21 protein-coding genes are annotated in these 22,987 nt (G+C 63.8%); 10 read left to right on the top strand and 11 right to left on the bottom strand.

Features of this window, described 5'->3' with window-relative positions; genetic code table 11:
- Positions 1–405 precede the first annotated feature (405 nt).
- From ABIA40_RS04740 to ABIA40_RS04730, 3 genes are all read left to right on the top strand, one after another.
- Positions 406–1,944: an AAA family ATPase gene (locus ABIA40_RS04740; RefSeq protein ID WP_404546168.1), complete on the top strand. Its 1,539-nt coding sequence runs from the start codon at positions 406–408 to the stop codon at positions 1,942–1,944.
- Positions 1,944–2,927, top strand: a complete 984-nt coding sequence (locus tag ABIA40_RS04735) for a CHAD domain-containing protein (protein WP_404539461.1) — start codon at positions 1,944–1,946, stop codon at positions 2,925–2,927. Before ABIA40_RS04740 ends, ABIA40_RS04735 begins: the two co-directional genes overlap by 1 nt.
- 131 nt (positions 2,928–3,058) lie before the next feature.
- The gene (locus ABIA40_RS04730; protein ID WP_404539458.1) at positions 3,059–3,787 is read left to right on the top strand and encodes a CBS domain-containing protein; all 729 of its coding nucleotides are present in this window, start codon (positions 3,059–3,061) and stop codon (positions 3,785–3,787) included.
- Between the two features lie 12 nt (positions 3,788–3,799).
- Here the strand turns inward: ABIA40_RS04730 and ABIA40_RS04725 are convergent, their stop codons facing one another.
- From ABIA40_RS04725 to ABIA40_RS04715, 3 genes are all read right to left on the bottom strand, one after another.
- Positions 3,800–4,258, bottom strand: a complete 459-nt coding sequence (locus ABIA40_RS04725; protein ID WP_404546166.1) for a RidA family protein — start codon at positions 4,256–4,258, stop codon at positions 3,800–3,802.
- 21 nt (positions 4,259–4,279) lie between these two features.
- Entirely contained in the window at positions 4,280–5,971 is a 1,692-nt protein-coding gene (locus ABIA40_RS04720; RefSeq protein WP_404539455.1) for a benzoate-CoA ligase family protein, read from the bottom strand.
- Positions 5,972–6,115: 144 nt separating this feature from the next.
- Positions 6,116–6,634 carry a MarR family winged helix-turn-helix transcriptional regulator gene (locus ABIA40_RS04715; RefSeq protein ID WP_271537214.1) on the bottom strand — a complete coding sequence of 173 codons (519 nt, stop codon included), beginning with the start codon at positions 6,632–6,634 and terminating at the stop codon, positions 6,116–6,118.
- A gap of 251 nt (positions 6,635–6,885) precedes the next feature.
- Between ABIA40_RS04715 and ABIA40_RS04710 the strand changes: the two genes are divergently transcribed.
- Together ABIA40_RS04710 and ABIA40_RS04705 are read left to right on the top strand one after the other, a co-directional pair.
- Positions 6,886–8,061, top strand: coding sequence for an ABC transporter substrate-binding protein (locus ABIA40_RS04710; RefSeq protein ID WP_275500610.1), 1,176 nt, complete (start codon positions 6,886–6,888; stop codon positions 8,059–8,061).
- A 30-nt stretch (positions 8,062–8,091) separates the two neighbouring features.
- Positions 8,092–8,547, top strand: a complete 456-nt coding sequence (locus ABIA40_RS04705) for a cupin domain-containing protein (protein ID WP_157285597.1) — start codon at positions 8,092–8,094, stop codon at positions 8,545–8,547.
- A gap of 9 nt (positions 8,548–8,556) precedes the next feature.
- Here ABIA40_RS04705 and ABIA40_RS04700 read toward each other — a convergent pair whose 3' ends face one another.
- The 3 genes from ABIA40_RS04700 to ABIA40_RS04690 form a co-directional block, all read right to left on the bottom strand.
- Positions 8,557–9,807 (bottom strand): flavin-dependent oxidoreductase, encoded by a 1,251-nt coding sequence (locus ABIA40_RS04700; protein ID WP_404539451.1) that lies wholly within the window; start codon positions 9,805–9,807, stop codon positions 8,557–8,559.
- 305 nt (positions 9,808–10,112) lie between these two features.
- Complete coding sequence (locus tag ABIA40_RS04695) at positions 10,113–10,949, bottom strand: enoyl-CoA hydratase family protein (RefSeq protein ID WP_404539448.1); 837 nt, start codon at positions 10,947–10,949, stop codon at positions 10,113–10,115.
- A gap of 41 nt (positions 10,950–10,990) precedes the next feature.
- Positions 10,991–11,752, bottom strand: a complete 762-nt coding sequence (locus ABIA40_RS04690; RefSeq protein WP_404546164.1) for an SDR family NAD(P)-dependent oxidoreductase — start codon at positions 11,750–11,752, stop codon at positions 10,991–10,993.
- Between the two features lie 212 nt (positions 11,753–11,964).
- Here ABIA40_RS04690 and ABIA40_RS04685 point away from each other — a divergent pair, with 212 nt between their 5' ends.
- From ABIA40_RS04685 to ABIA40_RS04665, 5 genes are read left to right on the top strand one after another with little or no spacing between them, the layout of a single operon-like run.
- Positions 11,965–12,762 carry an alpha/beta fold hydrolase gene (locus tag ABIA40_RS04685; protein WP_404539445.1) on the top strand — a complete coding sequence of 266 codons (798 nt, stop codon included), beginning with the start codon at positions 11,965–11,967 and terminating at the stop codon, positions 12,760–12,762.
- Between the two features lie 12 nt (positions 12,763–12,774).
- A complete protein-coding gene (locus ABIA40_RS04680) occupies positions 12,775–14,064 on the top strand; it encodes an acyl-CoA dehydrogenase family protein (protein WP_404539442.1) in 1,290 nt (429 codons plus the stop codon).
- A gap of 2 nt (positions 14,065–14,066) precedes the next feature.
- Positions 14,067–15,602, top strand: a complete 1,536-nt coding sequence (locus tag ABIA40_RS04675) for a class I adenylate-forming enzyme family protein (RefSeq protein WP_404539439.1) — start codon at positions 14,067–14,069, stop codon at positions 15,600–15,602.
- Entirely contained in the window at positions 15,599–16,687 is a 1,089-nt protein-coding gene (locus tag ABIA40_RS04670; RefSeq protein WP_271537198.1) for an NAD/NADP-dependent octopine/nopaline dehydrogenase family protein, read from the top strand. The genes ABIA40_RS04675 and ABIA40_RS04670 overlap by 4 nt, the downstream gene beginning before the upstream one ends.
- Positions 16,688–16,690: 3 nt before the next feature.
- Positions 16,691–17,698: a 3-hydroxybutyryl-CoA dehydrogenase gene (locus tag ABIA40_RS04665; RefSeq protein WP_404539436.1), complete on the top strand. Its 1,008-nt coding sequence runs from the start codon at positions 16,691–16,693 to the stop codon at positions 17,696–17,698.
- Here the strand turns inward: ABIA40_RS04665 and ABIA40_RS04660 are convergent.
- The 5 genes from ABIA40_RS04660 to ilvD all read right to left on the bottom strand — a co-directional run bounded on the left by ABIA40_RS04660 (position 17,680) and on the right by ilvD (position 22,939).
- The gene (locus ABIA40_RS04660) at positions 17,680–18,726 is read right to left on the bottom strand and encodes a peptidase M29 (RefSeq protein ID WP_404539433.1); all 1,047 of its coding nucleotides are present in this window, start codon (positions 18,724–18,726) and stop codon (positions 17,680–17,682) included. The genes ABIA40_RS04665 and ABIA40_RS04660 overlap by 19 nt on opposite strands.
- A 32-nt stretch (positions 18,727–18,758) precedes the next feature.
- Complete coding sequence (locus ABIA40_RS04655; protein ID WP_404539430.1) at positions 18,759–19,526, bottom strand: ABC transporter permease; 768 nt, start codon at positions 19,524–19,526, stop codon at positions 18,759–18,761.
- A complete protein-coding gene (locus tag ABIA40_RS04650; RefSeq protein ID WP_404539427.1) occupies positions 19,523–20,308 on the bottom strand; it encodes an ABC transporter permease in 786 nt (261 codons plus the stop codon). The genes ABIA40_RS04655 and ABIA40_RS04650 overlap by 4 nt, the downstream gene beginning before the upstream one ends.
- Positions 20,305–21,150 (bottom strand): ABC transporter ATP-binding protein, encoded by an 846-nt coding sequence (locus tag ABIA40_RS04645; protein WP_404539424.1) that lies wholly within the window; start codon positions 21,148–21,150, stop codon positions 20,305–20,307. The genes ABIA40_RS04650 and ABIA40_RS04645 overlap by 4 nt, the downstream gene beginning before the upstream one ends.
- 94 nt (positions 21,151–21,244) lie before the next feature.
- A complete protein-coding gene (gene ilvD, locus ABIA40_RS04640) occupies positions 21,245–22,939 on the bottom strand; it encodes a dihydroxy-acid dehydratase (protein WP_157285609.1) in 1,695 nt (564 codons plus the stop codon).
- Positions 22,940–22,987 lie beyond the last annotated feature (48 nt).

Raw genomic sequence — 22,987 nt, 5'->3', positions numbered from 1 at the left:
TGCGGCCGAAGCAAGGAGCCTGGTACGAGATCATAACCCAGCACGGTGGCTGGCCAATGACGGCCATTGTCACGTTGTCGATGCCATGGAAGTTCGAAAGACGTACCCGACGGGCATTGGAAGCTCCTCAGCCTTCAACATAGGCAAGCGCTTCATCGAAATACTTGATCCTCGTCAAGCCGGGGAACTCGGTACTGGTCACCCGGGACGGGCGTTGACTGAGTCAAGGACTGGCCACTCGGTCGTTCTATGAGATAGTTCAGTCGGAGCGGTTCGCCCGGAGACAGACATGCGTGCGATAGTGTTGCCGGCCCCACGTGCGCGGCTCCAGATGGAAGAGCGGCCCGACCCGATCCTCGGCGCGGCCGTGCTGACGCCCTGATGGTGCTTGCCATGTCCGCTTCGATGAAGGATGACACGGCGGCTCAGGAGCGCATCTTTCGGATGCTGACCGACCATCCCGGCGTGATGCGCATCGACACGCATGCCGCCTCGGTGTTCCTGGACGCAAAGCGCGCGCTGAAGATCAAGCGCGCCGTCCGGTTTCCCTTTCTCGACTATTCGACGCTCGAAAAGCGCAAGGCGGCCTGCGAGGAGGAGATCCGGATCAACCGGCCCTTGGCGCCGCAGATCTATCATGGCGTTGTGGCGATCACGGAAGAGCCGGATGGATCGGTGAAGGTCGAGGGCGCCGGCCGGCCGATCGAATATGCGGTCGACATGTCGCGCTTCGACGAAAGCAGGACGTTGGATCATCTGGCCGAGGCGGGCCCGCTCGACGCGAAGCTTGCCTCGGCCGCCGCCGACGCCATTGCGGCTTCGCACCTGGCGGCGACACGCGCCGACGGAGAAGCATGGGTCTCCTCCATCCCGGGCCTGATCGACGGCAACACGAATGGTCTGCAGCCCGGCGGCCATTTCAGCGCAGAGGCGATCGAGCAACTCGGCAAGGCTTCGCACGCGGCCTACTCGCGTATTCGTCCCCTGCTCGCAGAGCGCAATCAGCGGGGATTCGTGCGCCGCTGCCATGGCGATCTGCATCTGGCAAACATCGTCATGATCGATGATCGCCCCGTGCTGTTCGACGCGATCGAGTTCGACGTGCAGATGGCGACGGTCGACGTGCTCTACGATCTCGCATTCACGCTGATGGACCTGCTGCAGCATCATCAGCCGGGCGCGGCGAACATGGTCCTGAACCGCTATCTCGCCGCGACGCCGGCCGACAATCTCGACGGGCTCTCGACCCTGCCGCTATTCATGTCGATCCGGGCGGCGATCCGCGCCCAAGTGACCTTGGCGCGACTCAAGCGGCCGCATTCCGACGGTCCCGGCATTCTCAACCTGGCACGACGTTACTTCGACCTCGCCGGCACGCTGATCCGTCCTCCCGCTCCGCGCCTGATTGCGGTCGGCGGGCTGTCCGGCACCGGAAAGACCGCCCTGGCGCACGCGCTCGCGCCGGTCGTAGCACCGGAGCCGGGCGCCATCGTGCTGCGCAGCGATCTCGTCCGCAAGCAGATGTTCGCCGTCGAGGACACCCACCGTCTGCCGCCTTCGGCCTATGCGCCGGAGGTCACGACCCGCGTCTACGACGCGCTGGTGCGGCTGGCCCGGCGGGTGCTGGCGCAGGGCCATTCGGCGATCGTCGACGGCGTATTCGCGCGCGAGGACGAACGCGATGCGATCGCGGCGCTGGCGCGCGAGTGCAATGTGACGTTGAACGGGCTGTTCCTGGTCGCAGACCTTGCAACCCGGCAAGCGCGCATCGGCAGCCGCCGGGGAGACGCATCGGACGCCACGCCGGAGGTTGCCGCGCTGCAAGAGCACTATAATATCGGCCATGTCGGCTGGGCGATCATCGATGCCTCCGGGACACAAGAGCAGACGCTTCAGAACTGCCGGAACGTCATCGCTGAGGGGCAAACAAGGCAAACTGATTGATGCGAAGGAAGTCGCGACCCACCACGCGCTCGACGGCAAATACGCATGCCAAGCCGGCAACGCGGCGCAATGTCCTGCCCGCCCGCCTCAGCCCCGGCATGGCCTGCGACACGGCCTTCCGCATCATCGCCCGCCGACACCTCGGCGCGGTGATCGCTCAGCACGACGGCACCTGCCGCGGCGATCCGGATGCGCTGCACCAGATCCGGATCGCACTGACGCATCTGCGGACTGCCATCCGCTTCTTCTCGCCGATGGTCGACGATAACGTGCGACCGGAAGTCTGGGCCGAACTGAAATGGCTGAACAGTCAGCTCGGCATGGTGCGGGACCTCGACGTGGCCATCGAGCGGATCGTCGCAGAGAGTAGCGACGAGCTCGCCGTGGTCGCCGAGCTTCAGCGCTGGGACGAGAAACGCGCGGAGAGCCATCGGCTGCTGGCGCGTGCGCTGCAATCGGCGCGGTATCGCCGCCTGGTCGAGCAAACCTCAACGTGGATCGAAAGCGGCCCCTGGTCGACCCGCCGCAGCAAGGAAGCGATCCGGTTGCGTCGCTGCACCCTCGCCGACCATGCGACGGAGCGGCTGACCGAGTGGGAAACGACGCTGCTCAAGAAGGCCCGTAAGCTGAAGAAGCTCGATGTCGAGAAACGTCACAAGCTGCGGCTGCTCAACAAGCGGATGACCTACTCGGTCGAGTCGCTTGCGGATCTGTTCGCCGATGGCGTGGCGACGAAACAGAAGTCCATCCTCAAGCAATTGCGCAAGGCACAACGCTCGCTCGGTCAATTGAACGACGATGCACGCGGACAGGCGCTGGCGGCGTCATTGAATGGCGCCGGGATCGATGCCAGCAATCGCTTCCTCGATCGCAAGCGCGAGAAGAAGCTGTTGCGGAAGGCGTCGACGGCCTATCGCAAATTGGACAAGGCGAAGCCCTTCCGCTCCTCGGATCTCGCGCCGAGATCGGAGCCGGAGGCTTAGGTGTGGCGGAGCCGTCTCACAAATGCTCAATCGGACGAACATGTTCATCCGATTGACCTGAGTCAAACCGCACCTTGGTACCCTGTTTAGGTTCATGCATCGAAATTCCAAAAAGCCAGCGGAGTTTGTCCATGCGCGCCCACCAGATCATGGCCCGGTCGGTCATCTCGGTCACCCCCGACACCAGCATCGTCGAGGCGGCAAACATCATGCTGAAGCGACATGTGAGCGGCCTCACGGTGGTCGACGCTACCGGCAAGCTGGTGGGCGTGGTGTCGGAAGGAGATTTCATCCGCCGCAGCGAGATCGGCACCGGGCGCAAGCGCGGGCGCTGGCTGCGGTTCATCCTCGGTCCGGGCAAATCCGCCAGCGACTTCGTCCATGAGCACGGCCGCAAGATCTCGGAAGTGATGACCGACTCGCCCGTGACCATCACCGAGGATACGGCGCTTGCGGAGATCGTCGATCTCATGGAGCGAAACAACGTCAAGCGGCTGCCGGTGGTGCGCGACGACAAGGTTGTCGGGATCGTGTCCCGCGCCAACCTGTTACAGGCCTTGGCCGGGCTCGCCCGCGAAGTGCCGGATCCAACCGCCGATGACGACCACATTCGCAGCCGCATCATCGACACCATGGAGAAGAACGACTGGTGCCCGTTCGGGCTGAACGTCATCGTGCGCGACGGTATCGTTCATCTCAGCGGCGTCATCACCGAAGAGCGGGCACGGCAGGCCGCGATCGTCGCCGCGGAGAACGTCGAGGGCGTGAAGAAGGTGCACGATCATCTCTGCTGGGTCGACACCATATCCGGCGTCTATCTCAACTCGCCTGAAGACGACGAGCTCGCCAAAGCGAGCTGATCGCGGTGCAGTTCAGCTCGGAATGACGGCGGTGGCTTCGATCTCGACGCGCGCCGCCTTCTCGACGAGGCGGACGACCTGAACCAGGGCCATCGCTGGATAGTGCGTTCCGAAGACGTCGCGGTAGATCTTGCCGAGCTCCTTCAGATTGGCCAGGTACTCGTCCATGTCGACGACGTACCAGGTCAGGCGCACGAGGTGCTCGGGCCGGGCACCGGCCTCGGCCAGGATCGCTGCGATGTTGTCCAGGGTCTGGCGCACCTGCGCAACGAAGCCATCGGCGAGACGCTCCTCGGCGTCCCAGCCGATCACCCCGCCGGTGACGACGATACGTCCTTCGGCAGCCATGCCGTTGGCATAACCCTTCGGCAGCGGCCAGCCTGACGGCTGCAGGATCTGCGCCCTTGTGCGCGTTCCATCTTCGGCTGCGGTCGGCAGCACCGCGAGTTGCGGGCTTTTCGGCGTCGTCACAGACAATTCTCTATCCTTCTCTCATTCCGCGGCGACGCCTGAGGACGTCACTGCAGCCTGCGCCAACTGCCGCAGGGCAAAGCGCTTCAGCTTGCCGGTCTCGGTCTTCGGCAATTGCGCGACGAACTCGATGGCGCGCGGATATTTGTACGGCGCGATCTCGCGTTTGACGTGCTCCTGCAACTCGACCACCAGCTGAGCGTCAGGGGTCACGCCGGGCGCGGCAACAACATAAGCCTTGACGATCATGCCCCGCGCCTCGTCGGGCGCACCGACCACACCGCACTCGGCGACCGCCGGATGCGTGAGCAGCGCCGCTTCGACGTCAGTTCCTGCGATGTTGTAGCCGGCCGACACGATCATGTCGTCGGAGCGCGACTGGTACCAGAAATAGCCGTCGCCATCCATCAGATAGGTGTCGCCCGTGATGTTCCAGCCGTTCTGGACGTATTTCCGCTGCCGCTCGTCGGCCAGATAGCGGCAGCCGGTCGGCCCGCGCACGGCCAGACGGCCCATCGTTCCGGGCGGAACGTCGCGGCCCTCATCGTCGACGATCTTGGCTTCATAGCCCGGCACGGGCTTGCCGGTGGCGCCGGGGCGGATCTCGTCCTCGGTCGCGCTGATGAAGATGTGCAGCATCTCGGTCGAGCCGATGCCGTCCATCAGCTTGATCCCGGTCGCCTTGAGCCAGGCATCAAATGTCGGCTTGGGAAGGGTCTCGCCCGCGGAGACGCATTTGCGGAGCGAAGAAATGTCGCGGCCTGCGAGCTTGCCGAGCATGGCGCGGTATGCGGTCGGCGCCGTGAAACAGACCGTGGTCTTGTACTGCTCGATCGCATTCAGAATGTCGTCCGGCGTCGTCTTCTCCAGCACGACGAAGGAGGCGCCGATATGCATCGGAAACAGCACGCCGCCGAAGCCGAAGGTGAAGGCGAGCGGCGCCGAGCCGATGAAGCGATCGTTTTGCTCGGCGCGCAGAATGTTGCGCGCATAGCCGTCACAGACCGCGAGCATGTCGCGATGGAAATGCATGGTGCCCTTGGGATCGCCGGTCGTGCCCGAGGTGAACGCGATCAGGCAGATGTCGTCGGCGGCGGTATCGACCGCCTCGAACTCCGGACTGGCATCGGCGATCAGCGCTTCGAGCGAATCCGCCGCGCCATTGCCCCAATAGATGACCCGATCGAGGCCCGGTGCCGCAGCCTTCGCCTTCTCCATCTCCTCGGCGAGCTTTCCATCGCATAGCGCCAGCGTGATCTCCGCCTTCTGGATCGGATAGGACAGCTCCTTGGCGCGCAGCAGCGGCATCGTCGCCACGCAGATTCCGCCGGCCTTGATCACCGCGAGATAGGTCGCAACCATCATCGGATTGTTGGCCGAGCGCAGCAGCACACGCCCGCCGGTGACGAGGCCGAGCTTGCCAACCAGCACATTGGCGATGCGGTTCACCAGCGCCTGCAGCTCGCGATAGGTGTAGCTGACGCCTGGGCTGACGACGCAAGGAGCATCGCCGTGGCCCTGCTCGACCCAGCGATCGAGGAAATAGCTGACGCAATTCAGTCGCGGCGGATAGTTCAGCTCCGGCCGCGTGAAGATGAATTCGGGCCAGAGCTCGCGCGGCGGCAGATGTTGCCGCGCGAACGTATCGACATGGGCCGTCGCAGCATTGCCGTCACACGAGCCCGACACTTGAATCTTGGCGGCGTTGGCCATCGCACGCTCCTTTCAGCATGGATTGCACCCGGCAGCACGATCTGGAAAACATTTTAGGCTTAAAACAATTCGGCGCAATAGGGGATTTTGGGCATCCCGTGCTTTTTCATGCGGCAAAGGGTGTCGGGCTGTCGCGCCCGCAGGCTACGGCCGGCGGCGGGCGGCCGATTTCTGCGCGGACGCCTTGGTCTTGGCGAGGAGGCGCATCAATTCGCGCACGTCCTTCGGGGAGAGATCGGCGAACAGATCGGCGATCCAGGTCTCGTGCTCGGCGGCCATCCTGCGGAACTCGGCACGCCCAAGCTTTGTCAGCCGGATCACCTGGACGCGGCGATCGGTGTCCGAGGTCCGCCGGTCGAGATGGCCTGATTCCACCAGGCGCTCCACGAGCCCGGTCACATTGCCGTTCGAGACCATCATGCGCTTGGAGACATCTGACAGGGTCATGCCGTCAGGCGCCTTGTCGAGCTGTGCCATCAGGTCGAAACGCGGCAACGTGACGTCGAACCGCTGCCGCAGCCGGCCGCGCACCTCGCCCTCGATCAGCGTCGTGCAGGTCAAGAGCCGCAACCACAGCCGCAGCTCTTCGGCGTGGTCCTCCGGTGTTTCGACAACCTTGGTCTCGGAATCGAGCATGTCGATGCAGTCACTCACGGCCGGCATTGGCGCGGGCACGGATTCCCCAACGTTTTGAGCTTCAAATAAATCCGCGCCGGCCGCAAGTCCAAAGCTGCAACAATCGACCGCACGCCAGTTTCTTTAGGCTTCAAATAATTGGCGCGCAGCTTGCATGCACAACTGCCCGCAGGATGCGACGCATCGCGCTCGGCTTGCCGGGGCCGCCGTCATCGGCATAAGCTTTGGATTGAAGTACGTGGCTTGCAGCGCAAGCCAATCCTCACGAGGGACAGATCATGAAGACGCAAATGACCTTGGCTGCAGCTGCGATGCTACTCGGCACCGTGGTGACCCCTGCCCTCGCCCAGGAAAAGATCAAGCTGGGTGTGATCGTGACCCTGTCGGGGCCCGCCGCAGCGCTGGGCCAGCAGGTTCGCGACGGCTTCGCGCTCGCCGTGAAGGATCTCGGCAGCAAGATGGGTGGCCGCGATGTCGAGGTCGTCGTCGTCGACGACGAGCTGAAGCCGGATGCTGCGGTGACCAAGGTGAAGGGCCTTCTGGAGCGTGAGAAAGTCGACTTCGTGGTCGGGCCGATATTCTCCAACATCCTTCAGGCCATCCACCGGCCGATTACGGAGTCGAAAACCTTCCTGATCAGCCCCAATGCCGGTCCGTCGACTTTCGCCGGCAAGGATTGCAATCCGTTCTTCTATGTGACCTCGTATCAGAACGATCAGGTGCACGAGATCCTCGGCAAAGTCGCGCAGGATCGCGGCTACAAGCGGATGTACCTGATGGTGCCGAACTATCAGGCCGGCAAGGATTCGGTAGCGGGATTCAAGCTGGACTATAAAGGCGAGATCGTCGAAGAGTCCTACATGCCGCTGAACACGCTGGATTTCCAGCCGGAGCTGTCCAAGATCTCCTCGCAGAAGCCCGATGCAGTGTTCACGTTCATGCCGGGCGGCCTCGGCGTCAATCTCGTCAAGCAATACCGCCAGGCGGGGCTCGCCGACACCATTCCGGTGCTCTCGGCCTTCACGGTCGATGAGTCGACCCTGCCGGCGCAGCAGGATGCGGCGGTCGGCATGTTCGGCGGCGCGAACTGGGCGCCCAACCTCGACAATCCTCAGAACAAGAAGTTCGTTGCCGCCTACGAGGCCGCCTACAACAGCGTTCCCGGCACCTACGCCTTCCAGGCTTACGATGCCGCGATGCTGATCGACAGCGCCGTCAAGGCCGTGAAGGGCAATCTCTCCAACAAGGACGCCGTTGGCGCCGCCTTGAAGAAGGCCGAGTTCACCTCGTTGCGCGGGGCTTTCAAGTTCAACAACAACAATTATCCGATCCAGGATTTCTACCTGACCAAGGTCGCCAAGCGTCCGGACGGCAAGTTCCAGACCGAGATCGTGCAGAAGGTCTTCGAGAATTACGGCGACCGCTATGCCAAGGACTGCAAGGCGGCGAACTAAGGCCGTGTATTGCGTTACGGGAGGACTGCAATGAAGAGCGAAATCACCGGCATCACGCGGGCCAATGAGGGAATCCAGGGCATTTCCTGGAACATCCTCGGCCAGACCTACGTGCCGAAGAGCTACGCCGAGAACAGCTTCTCCTGGCACGCGACGCTGCCGCCGGGCACCTTCGTGCCGCCGCACATTCACCCCGACCAGGATGAGTATCTCTACATGCTGGAGGGCAAGCTCGATTTCATGCTGGGCAATTCGGAGGCGCAGGCAAGTGCAGGCGACCTGATCCGCCTCGGCATGGGCGTGCCGCACGGCATCTTCAACAAGTCGGAGCAGACCGCCAAGGTGCTGTTCTGGGTCTCGCCGAGCCGCAGGCTGTTCGACCTGTTCTGGGGGCTTCACAACATGAAGGAGCAGAAGCCCGAGGACGTCGTGGCGATGGCTGCCGAGTTCAACATCCACTTCCTGCCGCCGCCGCCCGGCGGCTAGCAGCCTGTCTTAAGCGCGGACCGCCGCGAGTCCCGGCACCGCGGCGAAGCCTGCCTTGGTGGCATAGCCGCGCACGATAGCCTCGCGCTGGGAATAGCTCAGGACGTTGTCGACATTGTCGAAGCCGTCGGGCGCGAGCTGCTCGACCGCGTCAATGACGCCCTCCGGCCCGCCGCGCCGGTTGGAGCGAACGATCTCGGCCGTCATCGGCAGACGCTTCTTCTCGTATTCGAGCAAGGCCTGACGCGGGTGCTCGGCGCGCACCAGCACATCCGCAAGACAGCGCGCGTCGAGAATGGCCTGCGAGGCGCCGTTCGACCCCACCGGATACATCGGATGCGCGGCATCGCCGAGCAGCGTGACCCTGCCCGATGACCAATAGGGCAAGGGATCGCGATCGCAGGTCGGATATTCGTAGAATTCGGGCGTTGCCGAGATCAGGCTCTTCACGTCGATATAGGGCACCGAGAAGCGCGCCACGTGCGGCATCAGCTCCTCGCGGCGGCCCGGCCGCGACCAGTCTTCCTTCCGCGGCGGCGGCGCGTTGCCCTCGCCCACCTTCACCAGCACCGCCCAATTGGTCAGGCGGCTCGCCGGGCTCGATCCTTCCGCGATCGGATAGATCACCACCTTGGCATTGAGACCGCCGGCCACGATCATCGATTTGCCGGTGAGAAACAGCGGCCAGTCACGCGCACCGCGCCACAGCATGAGGCCGTTCCAGCACGGCGGCCCTTCGTTCGGAAACAGCGTCTCGCGGACGCGCGAGTGAATGCCGTCGGCGCCGATCAGGATATCGCCGCGCGCGGTGTGGACATGGGCGCCGGCGCGATCGAAGAAGTAAGCGGTGACGCCGCCCTCGTCCTGCGAGAAGGCGCCGAGCCGGCAGCCGGTGTGAATCGCCTCACGGCCCAACCGCTCCTCTACGGCACGGTGGATGACGCCTTGAAGGCGGCCGCGATGGATCGAGAATTGCGGCACGTCGTGGCCGGCGTCGATGCCGCGAGCTTCGCGCCAGACCTCCTGGCCATGGCGGTTGAGATAGTAGAGCTGATCGGTGCGGATCGCGATCTCGTCGAGATTCTGCAACAGGCCGAGGCCGGCCAGCTCGCGCATGGCATGCGGCAGCGTGTTGATGCCGACGCCGAGCTCGCGAATGGTGTCGGCCTGCTCGAAGATCTCGCAATCCAAGCCGCGCGAGCGGAACATCAAAGCCGTCGTGAGACCACCGATACCGCCACCGACGATAATCGCCTTCATCGCCCTAACTCCACTCGAACCGCAGGCAATGGGTTAACGTCGCACGGGCGGTCACTCCGCCGCAAGCGGCTTTGTCGCCTCCGCCTTGAGCTCGGCCCGGGTCTTGGGCTTAGCCTTGATTCTCAGCTCCTCAAGATCCTGCCGGTCGCGCACGCTGTTGCGGAACCCGAATACATGCGCATCGGCGACATCACCGCGCGATTGGCGAGCTTCATCTCACGCAGGCGGCAATGAAATTAGTTTAAGCCTAAAATAATCTCCCGCAAGTCCCCTCACTGGATTGGCTGCAGATGATTGCGACCGGCTCAGTCGCCCCTGAAGACCGGTTTGACCTTGTTGGCGAAAGCGTCGAAGGCGCGCTCGAAATCCGCCGTTGTCATGCACAGGGCTTGAGCCACGGCCTCTGCCTCGATCGCCTCCTCCACCGACATCGCCCATTCCATCGCCAGCATCCGCTTGGTCATGGTGTTGGCGAAGGTCGGGCCTTCCGCGACCTGCTTGGCCAGAACCTGCGCCTGGGGCAGCACCTGCTCCGGGGTGACGATACGGCTGAAGAAGCCCCAGCGCTCGCCCTCTTCCGCCGTCATGAACCGGCCGGTGTAGAGCAGCTCGGAGGCGCGGGACTGCCCGATGATGCGCGGCAGGATGGCGCAAGCACCCATGTCGCAACCGGCCAACCCCACCTTGTTGAACAGGAACGCCACCTTGGCCCCGCTCGCCGCAAGGCGCATGTCGGATGCCATGGCGATGATCGCCCCGGCGCCGGCGCAGATACCTTCGACCGCGGCCACGATCGGCTGCGGGCAGGCCCGCATCGCCTTGACGAGGTCGCCGGTCATGCGCGTGAATGCGGTCAGACCCTTGGTGTCCATCTTCACCAGCGGGCCGATGATCTCGAACACGTCGCCGCCGGACGAGAAATTGCCGCCGGCACCCGTGACGGCGATGGACTTGACCGCGTCGTCGAAGGCGCAGGCGCGGAAGAAGTCGGTCAGTTCCCGATAGCTCTCGAACGTCAGCGGATTCTTTCGTTCGGGACGGTTGAGCGTGACCGTCGCAACGCCGTCGACCACGGCGAGCAGGAAGTGCTGCGGTGAGTAATCCGCAAGCGGCACGGTAACGGGATTGGCTGGTCTGCTCATGGGATCTCCTTGGCTTTCTTTTTCCGCACCTGCCAGGCAGGCTAGACTTCGCCACCGGCCACTGCGATCGCCTGTCCGGTGATCGCGCTCGCGCCCTCCCCGCACAGCCAGAGAACCGCGTCTGCGACCTCCTGAGGCGTGACCAGCCGTCCTTGCGGATTGTGCTTCGCGAGCTCGGCAATTGCCTGCTCGCGGGTCCGGCCCGTCTTCTTCATGATGTTGTCGATGCTCCCGGCGACGAGGTCGGTGTCGGTGAAGCCTGGGCACACCGCATTCACGGTGACGTTGCTTCCGGCCATCTCGAGAGCAAGCGAACGCACGAGGCCGATCACGGCGTGCTTGGCCGCTGCATACGCGCTGACATAGGCATAGCCCTTGAGCCCAGCGGTGGACGCCACCGCGACGATGCGGCCGTAGGGACGATCCTTCATGCCCGGCAGCACGGCCTGGACAGCATGTACGACGCCCATGAAATTGACATCCATCATCCGGCCGAAGAGCGCGCTGTCCGATTTCGCGAACGGCGCCGATTCAGCGCTACCCGCGTTGGCAATCAGGATGTCGATCGGCTTGCGCGCACTTGCCCCGGCGATGGCAGCTTTCAAAGACGCTTCGTTCGAGACGTCAGCGACAGCCGCAAAGTGCGCGGTGCCTGCATTAACCGCCTCGTCGAGAACCGCCGCGCTCCGGCCAAGCACGGTCACGGTCGCACCGGCGCCGACGAGAGCGGACCCGATCGCTCGGCCGATGCCGCGCCCACCACCGGTGACCAGCGCGTGCGGCGAATGCGGCAATCCGGACATACGCTGGCTCCCTCGGCTCTCGTGATCGCGCTTCCGATATATTTTAAACTTCAAGTTTTTGCAACGAAAGCGGCGCTCGATCGGCGAGCACCGCCGCGCGGGAGACGGCCCGAAAATTGCTTTAAGTATAAAATTATCGCTTTCCATCCCCCACAGGCCTGTTAGCATCGAAGGGCCCAGCAGAAGGATGTCGCGTGTCGCAGCCTGTGCCAATGATAACAAAGGACGAACGCTTCGCCTACGAAGCGGCGGGTGATCCGGACGCGATACCGCTGATCTTCCTGCACGGCATCGGCGGCGCGGCGCGGGCCTGGCGGCGGCAGCTTGCGACATTTGGCGACCGCTTCCGCGCGATCGCATGGGACATGCCCGGTTATGGAGGATCGGCGCCGCTTGCCAGCGTCAGTATCGCTGCCCTGGCGGAGGCGCTGCAGCAATTCATCGCGCAACTCGGCGTCAGCAGGCCTGTTCTGGTCGGCCATTCCATCGGCGGCATGATCGTTCAGAAGTGGCTGGTTCAGTCCCCCAAGCTGGCACGCGCAGTCGTGCTGGCGCAGACCAGCCCTGCCTTCGGAAAGGCGGACGGCGACTGGCAGAAAGCGTTCATCGCAGCGCGACTGGGACCGCTTGATCGCGGCGAGACGATGAAGTCGCTGGCCCCCTCCCTGGTGAAGGAGCTCGTCGGCGACGATCCCGATCCGAACGGGATGGAGATCGCCCGCGAATGCATGGGGAGCGTGCCCGAAGCGAGCTATCGCGCCATGATGCTGGCTCTCATCGGCTTCGATCAACGCAGCACGCTCGGAAGTATCTCCGTTCCCACGCTGTTGCTGTCCGGCTCAAAGGACAACAACGCGCCCGCGCCGATGATGGCAAAGACGGCGACCTATATCCCGGGGGCCGAATATGTCGAGCTGCCTGGCGTCGGCCATCTCGCCAATCTCGAACGCCCCGAGGCTTTCGACGAAGCTCTCGGCCGGTTCCTGAACTCTCTCGCGACCAAAGCCTAAGGTAACTGCGCGATGACCATGCAAGTCAGCAAGACGATTGGCGCGACCAACAGGGTCGCGCTGGATGCGCCGATCTTCGATCCCACTGCATTCCGCTTGAACGACGAGCAGGCCGGCATCATCACCCGCGCGAGAGAGATTGGCCAGACCGTGTTTGCCGGTCGCGCCGCCACTTACGATCGTGAGGCGACTTTCCCGACTGAAAATTACCGCGATTTGCATCGCATCGGTCTACTCGGTATCGCCGTGCCCAAGAAGCACGGCGGCCTCGGCGCGAATTACCAGACCTATGCCTTGGCGGCGGCCGAGATCGGCCGCTATTGCGGCGCCACAGCGCTGACCTGGAACATGCATGTCTGCTCGACGCTGTGGTCGGGTCCCCTCGTCGACGATCTGGACATGGATGCGGAGACGCGCGCCGAGCACGAGCGGCGGCGCGCGATCCATTACAAGCGCATCGTCGAGGATGGAGCGATCTACTCGCAGCCCTTCTCCGAAGGTGGAGCTGCCGCTGCCGGCGGGGTCGCATTCGGCACTGAAGCAAGGCCGGTCGCAGGCGGTTGGATCGTCAACGGCAAGAAGATCTTTGCATCGCTCTCGGGCCACGCCGACTATTACGGCGTGCTTTGCACCGAGATCGAGCAAGGCAAGAAGGCGTCGCGCCGCAACACGCTCTACCTGGCGATATCAGCCAAATCAGAAGGCGTCTCGGTCGTCGGCGACTGGGATCCGCTGGGCATGCGCGGCACGGTTTCCCGGACGCTGCTGTTCAAGGATGTGTTCGTTCCGGAAGATTCGGCGCTGATGCCGCGCGGCGTGTATTTCCAGGCAGCTCAGCGCTGGCCGCACATGTTCCTGACGCTGTCGCCAACCTATATGGGCCTGGCGCAAGCCGCCTACGACTTCACCGTGCGTTACTTGCGCGGCGAGGTCGCGGGCATGCCTTCGGTCAAGCGGCGGATGTACCCGACCAAGCAGATCGCGGTGGCGCAGATGCAGATCAAGCTGGAGCAGATCAAGGCAATCTGGTTCCAGGCCGTGACCGAGGCGCGCGCCAATCCGAACAAGGAGCAAGTGCTGCGCGCCTATGCCGCGCAATATTCCGTGATGGAGGGCGCCAATGAGCTCGCCGCGCTCGCGATCCGCACCTGCGGCGGCCAGGCCATGCTTCGCTCGCTGCCGCTGGAGCGGATCTATCGGGACAGCCGCTGCGGCTCGCTGATGCTCCCCTGGACCGCCGAGCTCTGCCTCGACCGGATCGGGCGCGAAGCACTGTACGAGGCCGGTGAAACGGACGACTGACCGTGGACCTCTGTAGCCTCATCGACCGCAACGCGGCGTTCGCCCCAGACAAGACGGCCATTGCCTTCGAAGGCAAGCGGCTGAGTTACGCGGCATTCGCCGCACGGATCGAACGGACCGCGACTGCCTTGAAGGGGGAGCTCGGCGTCGGCCGCGGCGATCGCGTCGCGATTCTAAGCCTGAACCGGCCGGATTATCTGGTTCTGCTCTACGCCTGTGCGCGGCTCGGCGCGATGCTGGTGCCGCTGAACTGGCGCCTGGCCGTCGCCGAGCAGCTGTTCATTCTCGGAGATGCCGGCACCAAGGTCCTGGTGCTCGAGCAGGCGTTTTCCGGCGTGCTTGCCGAGCTGGGGCAGACCGCGGTGGGGACATCGGTCGTCGGCCTCGACTTCGCGCCGCCTCGCGGCACGTCGTTCGAAGATTTGCTGGCTCGCGGTGACGGCACGAGCCGAAATCCACACACCGACCTCTCCTGCCCACTGCTCATCGTCTACACGTCGGGCACGACGGGGCGACCAAAGGGCGCGGTGCTGCGCCAGGAGGCGCTGTTCTGGAACGGCGTCATGAGCCAGCACATGCACAACATGACATCCGAAGACCATGTGCTGACCGTGCTGCCGTTCTTTCACGTCGGTGGCCTCAACATCCAGACTACGCCCGCGCTCCAATTGGGCGCGACGGTCACGGTGCATGCGCGCTTCACGCCGGACGCCGCGCTTGCGGCTATCGAACGGGAACGGCCGACACTCACGGTGATGGTTCCTGCGATCCTTCAGGCGGTGAGCGAGCACGCTGCCTGGGCGACCGCTGATCTTTCCTCACTCAAGGCCGTCGCCACCGGCTCGACCATCGTACCGCCGCACCTGATCGAGCGCTTCGTCGCGCGCGACGTCCCGGTGCTTCAGGTCTATGGTTCGACCGAAACCTGCCCGATCGCCGTCTACACGCGGCTTGGCGGCGATCTTTCGCGCGCGGGATCGACCGGCCTTGCCGGGCTGTGCTGCGAGGCAAAGGTGATCGACCAGGCCGGGGCTGAACTGCCCGCGGGCACGCCGGGCGAGATCGCGGTGCGCGGCCCAAACGTGTTCTTCGAATATTGGGGCAACGAGGCTGCAACGCGCGAGGCGTTGCGCGACGGCTGGTATCGCACCGGCGATATCGGCCTGTGCGACGCCGACGGCTATTTCTGGATCCGCGACCGCAAGAAGAACCTGATCATTTCAGGCGGAGAAAACGTCTACCCGGCCGAGGTCGAGCGCGTCCTGCTCGAACATCCTGATGTCAGCGACTGCGCCGTGATCGGCCGGCCGGACCCGCGCTGGGACGAGGTGCCGATTGCCTATGTCATTGCGAGATCCGGCTGCCGGCTCGAGGCGGACGAATTGAAGGCGCATCTTCAAGCGCAACTCGCGCGCTACAAAATTCCGCGCGAGATCGTCTTCGTCACCGATCTGCCGCGGACGGCGCTGGGCAAGGTGCAGCATTTCCTGCTGAAGCAGCTTGATGCGCAGTCACGGGCGCAAGGAGAAGCATCTTGAAGATCGCAGTTCTGGGTGGGGGAAACGGCTCTTTCGCGGCCGCGGGCGATTTTGCGCTGTCGGGGCACGAGGTGCGGCTCTGGCGCCGCGATGCCGATAAGGTCGCAGCGCATCGCGCCGCCGGCTCGCGCATTCTGGTCAAGGATCACAACGGCCGTCATGACGTGAAGCTGGCGCTGGTCACGACCGAAATCGCGGACGCGGTCGACGGCACGGAGCTGATCCTGTGCCCCGCGCCCGCCTTCGCGCAAGCAGACATCGCCCGCCAGCTCGCGCCGCATCTGCGCGACGGTCAGGTCGTGTTTCTGCCGCCAGCGACGTTCGGCTCGATGATCTTCGCTCAGGCGGCCCGAGATGCCGGCAACAATGCCAAGGCCAGCTTTGCCGAAACCGGCACACTCCCGTGGCTGACCCGCAAGCACGGACCCTTCGAGGTCGCGATCACCATCCGCGCCAAGCGGCTCCCCGTCGGCGTGTTCCCGCTTGACCAGGCGCCCCACGCGCTCGCTGTGATCGGACGCGCTTTCCCAGACGCGATCGAGGCGTGCGGAGACGCGCTGTCGGGCGCCCTGATGAACGCAGGTCCGATCATTCACCCGCCGTTGATCGTGATGAACGCAGGGCCGATCGAACATTTCGAGCGCTGGGACATTCACAAGGAAGGTACGCAAGCCGCGATCCGCCGGGTCACTGACGCGCTCGACGCAGAACGCATCGCGGTGCGCGAGGCACTCGGCTACGGCGCGCCACATTTCCCGCTCGCTCACCATTACGCGAAGGAAGGCGAGATCTGGATGTATGGCCGCGGCTCGCACGACCGGCTGACCGATTCCGGCGATTGGCGCGAGCGGATCGTGCTGACAGAGCACCGTTACATGCGCGAAGATCTGCGGCTTGGGCTGTCGCTGCTGGTGTCCGTCGCGGGCCTCGCTGGCGTGGACACACCGCTGGCCAAAGCGCTTCTGTCAATCGGCGGCGCAATCTGCGGCGAAGATTTTGCCCGAGGTGGCCGAACGCTCCAGACGCTCGGGCTCGGCGATCTCAGCAAGGCTGAACTACAGACGCTGCTTCGCAATGGATTCTGATCGATGACCAATCGCATCAATATCGCCTGTCTCGGCGCTGGCCGCATGGGCCGGGGCATTGCCGTTGCCTTCGCGTATGCAGGGCACAGGGTCACGATGATCGATATCAAGGCGCGTTCCGCGGAGGACTTCACCAAGCTGGAAACGGACGCGCTTGGCGAAGTCAGGAAAACCTTCGCCAGCCTGTCGAAGCTGGGGCTCTTGGCCGAAGCGGATGTCGATCCACTTAGCGCGCGCGTCTCGGTGGTGGCGGCCGGCGGAAGCGCTGCAGCTCTGTCCGAGGCCGGCATCGTCTTCGAGGGCGTTCCTGAGGTGGTCGAGCTCAAGCGCGAAGTATTGGCGGCGGCGTCAAAGCGGGTCGGCCCTGAAACGATCATCGCGTCAACGACCTCGACCATCCTCGTCGACGATCTCTCGGGCGCAATCGTGAACCCGCGCCGCTTTCTAAACGTGCACTGGCTCAACCCGGCCTATCTCATCCCGCTGGTCGAGGTTTCGCCCGGCAAGGCGACAGACCCGGCCGTCATCGACGAGGTCAAGACGCTGCTCGAAGGCATCGGGAAGGTGCCGGTGGTCTGCGCCGCTACACCGGGTTTCATCGTCCCGCGCATCCAGGCGCTGGCAATGAACGAGGCCGCGCGCATGGTCGAGGAAGGCGTCGCCAGCGCCGAAGAGATCGACAAGGCGATCCGTTACGGCTTCGGCTTCCGCTATGCCGTACTCGGGCTGCTCGAATTCATCGATTGGGGCGGCGGCGATATCCTGTACTACGCCAGCCGTTACCTCGAAGGCGCGCTTGGTAGCGACCGCTATCGCGCGCCGGAGGTCATTTCCCGCAACATGCATGAAGGCCGCATCGGCCTGCGCACGGGCGCCGGCTTCCTGGATTACTCCGGGATGGACGTCGATGCTTATCGCGTGAAGCGGTTGCAGGCCATGGTCGACCTGCTCCGGCACTTCGACCTCGCCCGGCCGCCCGTGCTCGATCGCGGCTACCCGAAGACGTCCTGAAGCACGCCTTCGCGGACGACCGCAACGCCGTCGAGCTCGATCGTCGTTCCCATCATCGGCAGGTCGAAATGTCCGGCCGTGTAGCGCCCTGCAAATTCATTCGCGCCGGTCGAGAACAGGAAATTGCCGGAAACGGCCCGAATCTCGGTGCCGTTGGTGTCGCGCTGGTCATACATGGATAGCGCCTCATAGCGCGCACCGGGATTCATGCCGAAGCCGACATGCGACACGGCATAGGCTTCGCGATCGCTCCAGGCGGCCAGATAAGCGCGCATCATCGCGGCATCCGTGCCCTCGCCTTCGAGTTCCACGACATAGTCGTCCTTCAGAGTCATCTTCACCGGCGAGGTCAGGTAGCGCTTGAAGGTCAGGTTGATGTCGCCGGGCGCCATCACCAGAGTGCCGTTGATGGTCCCGCTCTTGGGAAAGCTGACGACGATGCCGCCGGGCCAATGCGCGAGCGTGCCGGGCTTGTCGGTCCAGCCCCACACACCGACCGTCGACGCGCCGACCATATCGACATCGAGCGCCGTGCCGGCCTTCGAGGAGACACGCATGCGCTTCGTTCCGCGCAGCATTTTGGCTGCCGCACGAACACGCTTTTCGAGCGCGGAATCCGGCACCATGCGCTCCAGCGCTTCGGGATGCTCGTTAGAGATCACCAGGATCCGCGCGCCGGCTTTGAGAATCTCCGGCGTCTCCACCGCATGCATCAGTCCTTCGATGGTGCAATCCACGACGAAGCCGGCCTGCTGAAGCGCCGTGATCACTGGACCAAGCTTTTGGATCGCCTCGCTCGCCCCGGTGGAGCGGACCGGAACGATATGCCGGTTACGCCGCGTCGGCATCACCACATGAAACGGCCGCGCGCCCATCCGCAGCAGGGCCAGCTCCGCGAGATGGACGTTCAACGCGCGTGACTGGGTCTCCGACAGGATCGCCGCGGTATCGCCGGCCTTGACGGCGCATCGCTCAAAGATCTCGCAAAACGCATCGATCCATTTTGCCTCGATACGATCAGCCAGCATGGTTCTCTCCCGGTCTTCAGGATTCTTGTTAGTTACGCTTCGGGGAAGCCCCGGAGCAAGTACGAGCGCACGGCTCCCAGCAGGCCGTTCAAGATCAAGCCCAGCAGCGAGATCGTGATCAGCGGCACGAACATGTCCACGGCCTGGAAGGTTCTGGCCGCAGTCACGAGGGCGTGCCCCAGTCCGTCCGTCGACGTGATCATTTCGGCCAGAAACACCACGATGCAGGAAATGACAAGGCCAATCCGGCACCCGGTCAGGATCGACGGCATCGCTGCCGGCAGCACTACCTTGAAGAGGATTTCGTAGCGTGACGATCCCGCAGCCATAGCCGACCAGATCAGCTTCTGCTCGACGGTCGAGGCACCGTAATAGGTCGACAGCAGGATCGGGAAAAGAGCGTCGGCAGCCACTAATGTGATCTTCGATCCGTGGCCAAATCCGAGCAGCAGCAGCAAGGCCGGATAGAGCGCGACCTTGGGCAAAGGCGCCAATACGCGCACGATGGGCCGAACCACGGCGTTAATCGTCGGATTGGCGGCGGCGGCAATGCCGATGCTGACACCGAGCACGACAGCAATCGCGAAGCCGGCAAACAGCCTGATCAGGGTCGCCGCGATCTCGTGCTGGAACGTCGAGGTTACGAGTTGCTGGAGCAGCCTGCCGAAGACGAAGCCCGGCGGCGGCAGCAGAACTGCCGGCGCGAAGCCGAAAGACACCAAGCCTTGCCACAGCGCGATCACCAGTGCGATCGGAGCAATCCCAAGAACGAAATTAGGGGAGAGAAGCCGCGACATCATGAGAAGCTCAGCGGCATGTCGAACTGTGGCTCGGACCAGCGCACGAGCCTGGCACGAACCCTTTCAAAAATCGCGTCGAGGCAGATTCCCATCGCTCCCACGATGATGATCATCGCAAAGACGGTTTCGTATTGGCCCATGTCGAGCGCGTTGAACAGGATGTTTCCGGCACCGGACTGACGGGCAATCATCTCGCTGGTGATCATCGTGATCAGCGCCAGCACCAACCCCGTACGACACCCCGTCAGAATTTCAGGCAGGGCCGCCGGTAGCACGATCCGCACCAGACGCTGCACCGGCGAGAGCCCCATCGCAGCACCCGACCACAGCATCTTCTCTTCGACCGCCTTGGCGCCTTCGAAGCTGTGATAAATCACGGGCAGGCTGACGCCGAGGAAGATCACGAGCGTTTTCGTGATGTCGCCGACGCCGAGCCACAGCATGATGATCGGCATCAAGGCCGCCTTCGGCACGGGATAGATCACCATCAGGAGCGGATTGAAGAAGGCCGCAACTGCGGCGCTACGTCCCATCAAGAGGCCAAGCGGAATCGACACGAGCACGGCCGCGCCAAATCCCATCGCCATGCGCCGGAGCGAGGCCAGAATATTGATCAGAGATTCCTTGTCGCCAAGGATGTCCGGAATCGCTTTCATCGCTCCGATCGCGGTCGGAAAGCTGTCATTCTTCAGCGCCAGTGACGCGACCTGCCACACCACCAGCAATCCGATGCAGGCGAGCACCGGGGCAGCGCGCTTGGTCATGCCGGCCGCCGACATCATGCGGGCGCTCCGGCTTCGTCGCTCTCGTCGAACATGCGCTCGATATCGACGACGTACTTCTGGTAACGCGGATCGAGCAACAGCTCGTTGCGGCGGCGCGGCCGCGGCAGGTCGATGTCGATGACCTGCCGGATTCGCCCGGGCGATTTCGACATCATGACGACCTTGTCCGAGAGGAAGACGGCTTCGTCGACCGAATGGGTGACGAAAAGCACCGTCTTGCGGTCACGCTCCCAGATATTCAGAAGATCGTTCTGCAGGCGCGTCCTCGTGTGCGCGTCAAGCGCCCCGAACGGCTCGTCCATCAGCAGCACTTCGGGATGGTAGGCAAGTGTCCGCGCCAGCGCCACGCGCTGCTTCATGCCGCCCGACAGCTCCTTGGGATAGAAATTCTCGTAGCCCTTGAGGCCGACCATCTCGATCAGCGCCCGGCTCTGCGCTTCGGCCTCGGCGATGCGAATTCCTTGCTGACGCGGCCCATACATCACGTTGCCGAGCACGGTCTTCCAGGGAAATAGCGCAAACTCCTGGAACACCGGTCCGCGATCCGGACCGGGCCCCGTGATCGCCTGCCCCTTCATCTTCGCCGCGCCGCTGGTTGGACTGACGAAGCCGCCGACAATGTAGAGCAGTGTCGACTTGCCGCAGCCGGACGGACCAAGGATGGAGACGAAAGCTCCCTCCTCGATCCTCAGCGAGATATCCGACAGCGCAACATGATCCTTGCGTGCCGAGGTCTGAAAAACCTGCGAGACGCGGTCGATCTCGATGATTGCGGAAGCCGGGTCTTGGTGCGTCACCGGTCTCACCCGTTCGCTCGATCTCGCAGACACTACCGTCATCCCGCCTTCCGTCCTACTCGCACGAAGCTTCAGCGGCACGAGCTTAGCAAGAAGCCTGCCAGACGGGCTGTCATTTTCGCACCCGTGCGGTGCGTCATTCGAACCACGGCCATTCTGCCGGGCCTTCATGCGTCACGGCTCCGCCTGGCGCCTGCCCAACCAGCCGCGCATATTTTGCCAGCGCACCTGCACGGTGGCGTGGCGGGCGCGGCTTCCAATCGCGTCGCCGCGCAGCGAGCTCCTGTTCTTCGAGCAGGACATCCATCCGCCGATTTGCCGCATCGATCCGGATCCTGTCACCATTCCGGACGAGCGCCAGCGGACCGCCAACGAATGCCTCGGGGGACACGTAGCCGATGCACATCCCGCGGGTCGCGCCGGAGAACCGGCCATCGGTGATCAGCGCCACTTTTTCACCCATGCCCTGCCCGTAGATCAGTGCGGTGACGCCAAGCATCTCACGCATGCCAGGTCCGCCGACTGGCCCTTCATTGCGGATCACGAGAACCTCGCCCGCCTTGTAACTGCGGTCACGAACGGCTGCGACGCAGGCTTCTTCATCCTCGAAAACACGCGCGACGCCTTCGAAGAATTGGCTCTTCAAGCCCGCCACCTTGATCACCGCCCCATCGGGACAGAGGTTACCCTTCAGCACCGCGACGCCACCGTCAGGCATGATCGGCGCACGAGCCGTGTGCACAACCTCTCCGTCGGGCGCGTTGGCCACACCGTACTCTTCGGCAAGTGTGCGGCCGGTGATCGACAAGCAGCCGCCATCGATATGACCGCTCTGGATCAGCTCGCGAATGATGACCGCAGCGCCGCCGATATCGTAGACATCCTTCGCCGTATACTTGCCTCCGGGGCGCAGATTGCCGATCAACGGCGTCCTGGCAAAGACCTCCCCCACGTCATCGATGCTGAATGCAATTCCGGCCTCATTCGCGATCGCCGGCAGGTGCAGCGCGGCGTTGGTCGAGCCGCCCGTCGCTGCCACGATCGCCGCTCCGTTCTCCAGGGATTTCCGCGTCACGATGTCGCGCGGCAGCGGCCCGCCGCGGTCCAGCATCTCCATGATCAGTCGGCCGGCGCGTCGCGAAATCTGCGCACGCTCGGAATAGACACCGGGCACCATCGAGACGTTGGGAATGGTCAGCCCCATCGCCTCCGATACCATGCCCATGGTGTTCGCGGTGAACTGGCCGGCGCACGCACCGATCGTCGGCAGGCAGGCGCGCTCGATCCGCTCGAGCGTGGCGCCGTCGATCTCGCCAGTCATGAAGCTGCCGACAGCCTCATAGGAATCGAGCACAGTCAGCGTACGTCCATCCACGCGCCCGGGCAGCGAGCTGCCGCCATAGATGAAGATGGATGGCACGTTGCAGCGGACCATTCCCATCATCACGCCAGGAAGGGTCTTGTCGCACCCGCCGTATCCGATCAGCGCATCGTAGGCCAACCCATGGACCACGGCTTCGATCGAGTCGGCGATCAGCTCACGCGAGAACAGGGAGAACTTCATCCCCTCATGATTCATGCTGATGCCGTCGGACACCGAAACAGTCGAGAACTCACGCGGTGTACCGCCGGCCTCCTCGATCCCGGTCTTGGCTGCAGCTACCTGGAAGTCGTGGGTCATGTTGCAGGGCGTCTGCTCACCCTTCATGCTGACGATGCCCACCATCGGCTTCGCAATCGCAGCGTCGTCGAGCCCCATGGCGCGCATGAATGCACGATGCGGCGCTCGGTCGAGGCCGTCTGTGGTGACTCGGGATCGCAACTTCTTCATATATGCATCTTCTTCGTGCAGCGTCCCGGATGATCCGGAACGCCACGA

Origin of the sequence: Bradyrhizobium sp. USDA 223, assembly GCF_044909005.1 — a bacterium.
Classification (GTDB): Bacteria; Pseudomonadota; Alphaproteobacteria; order Rhizobiales; family Xanthobacteraceae; genus Bradyrhizobium; species Bradyrhizobium yuanmingense.
Note: the sequence above shows the minus strand (reverse complement) of the source record. Positions and strands in the feature narration are given on the sequence as shown.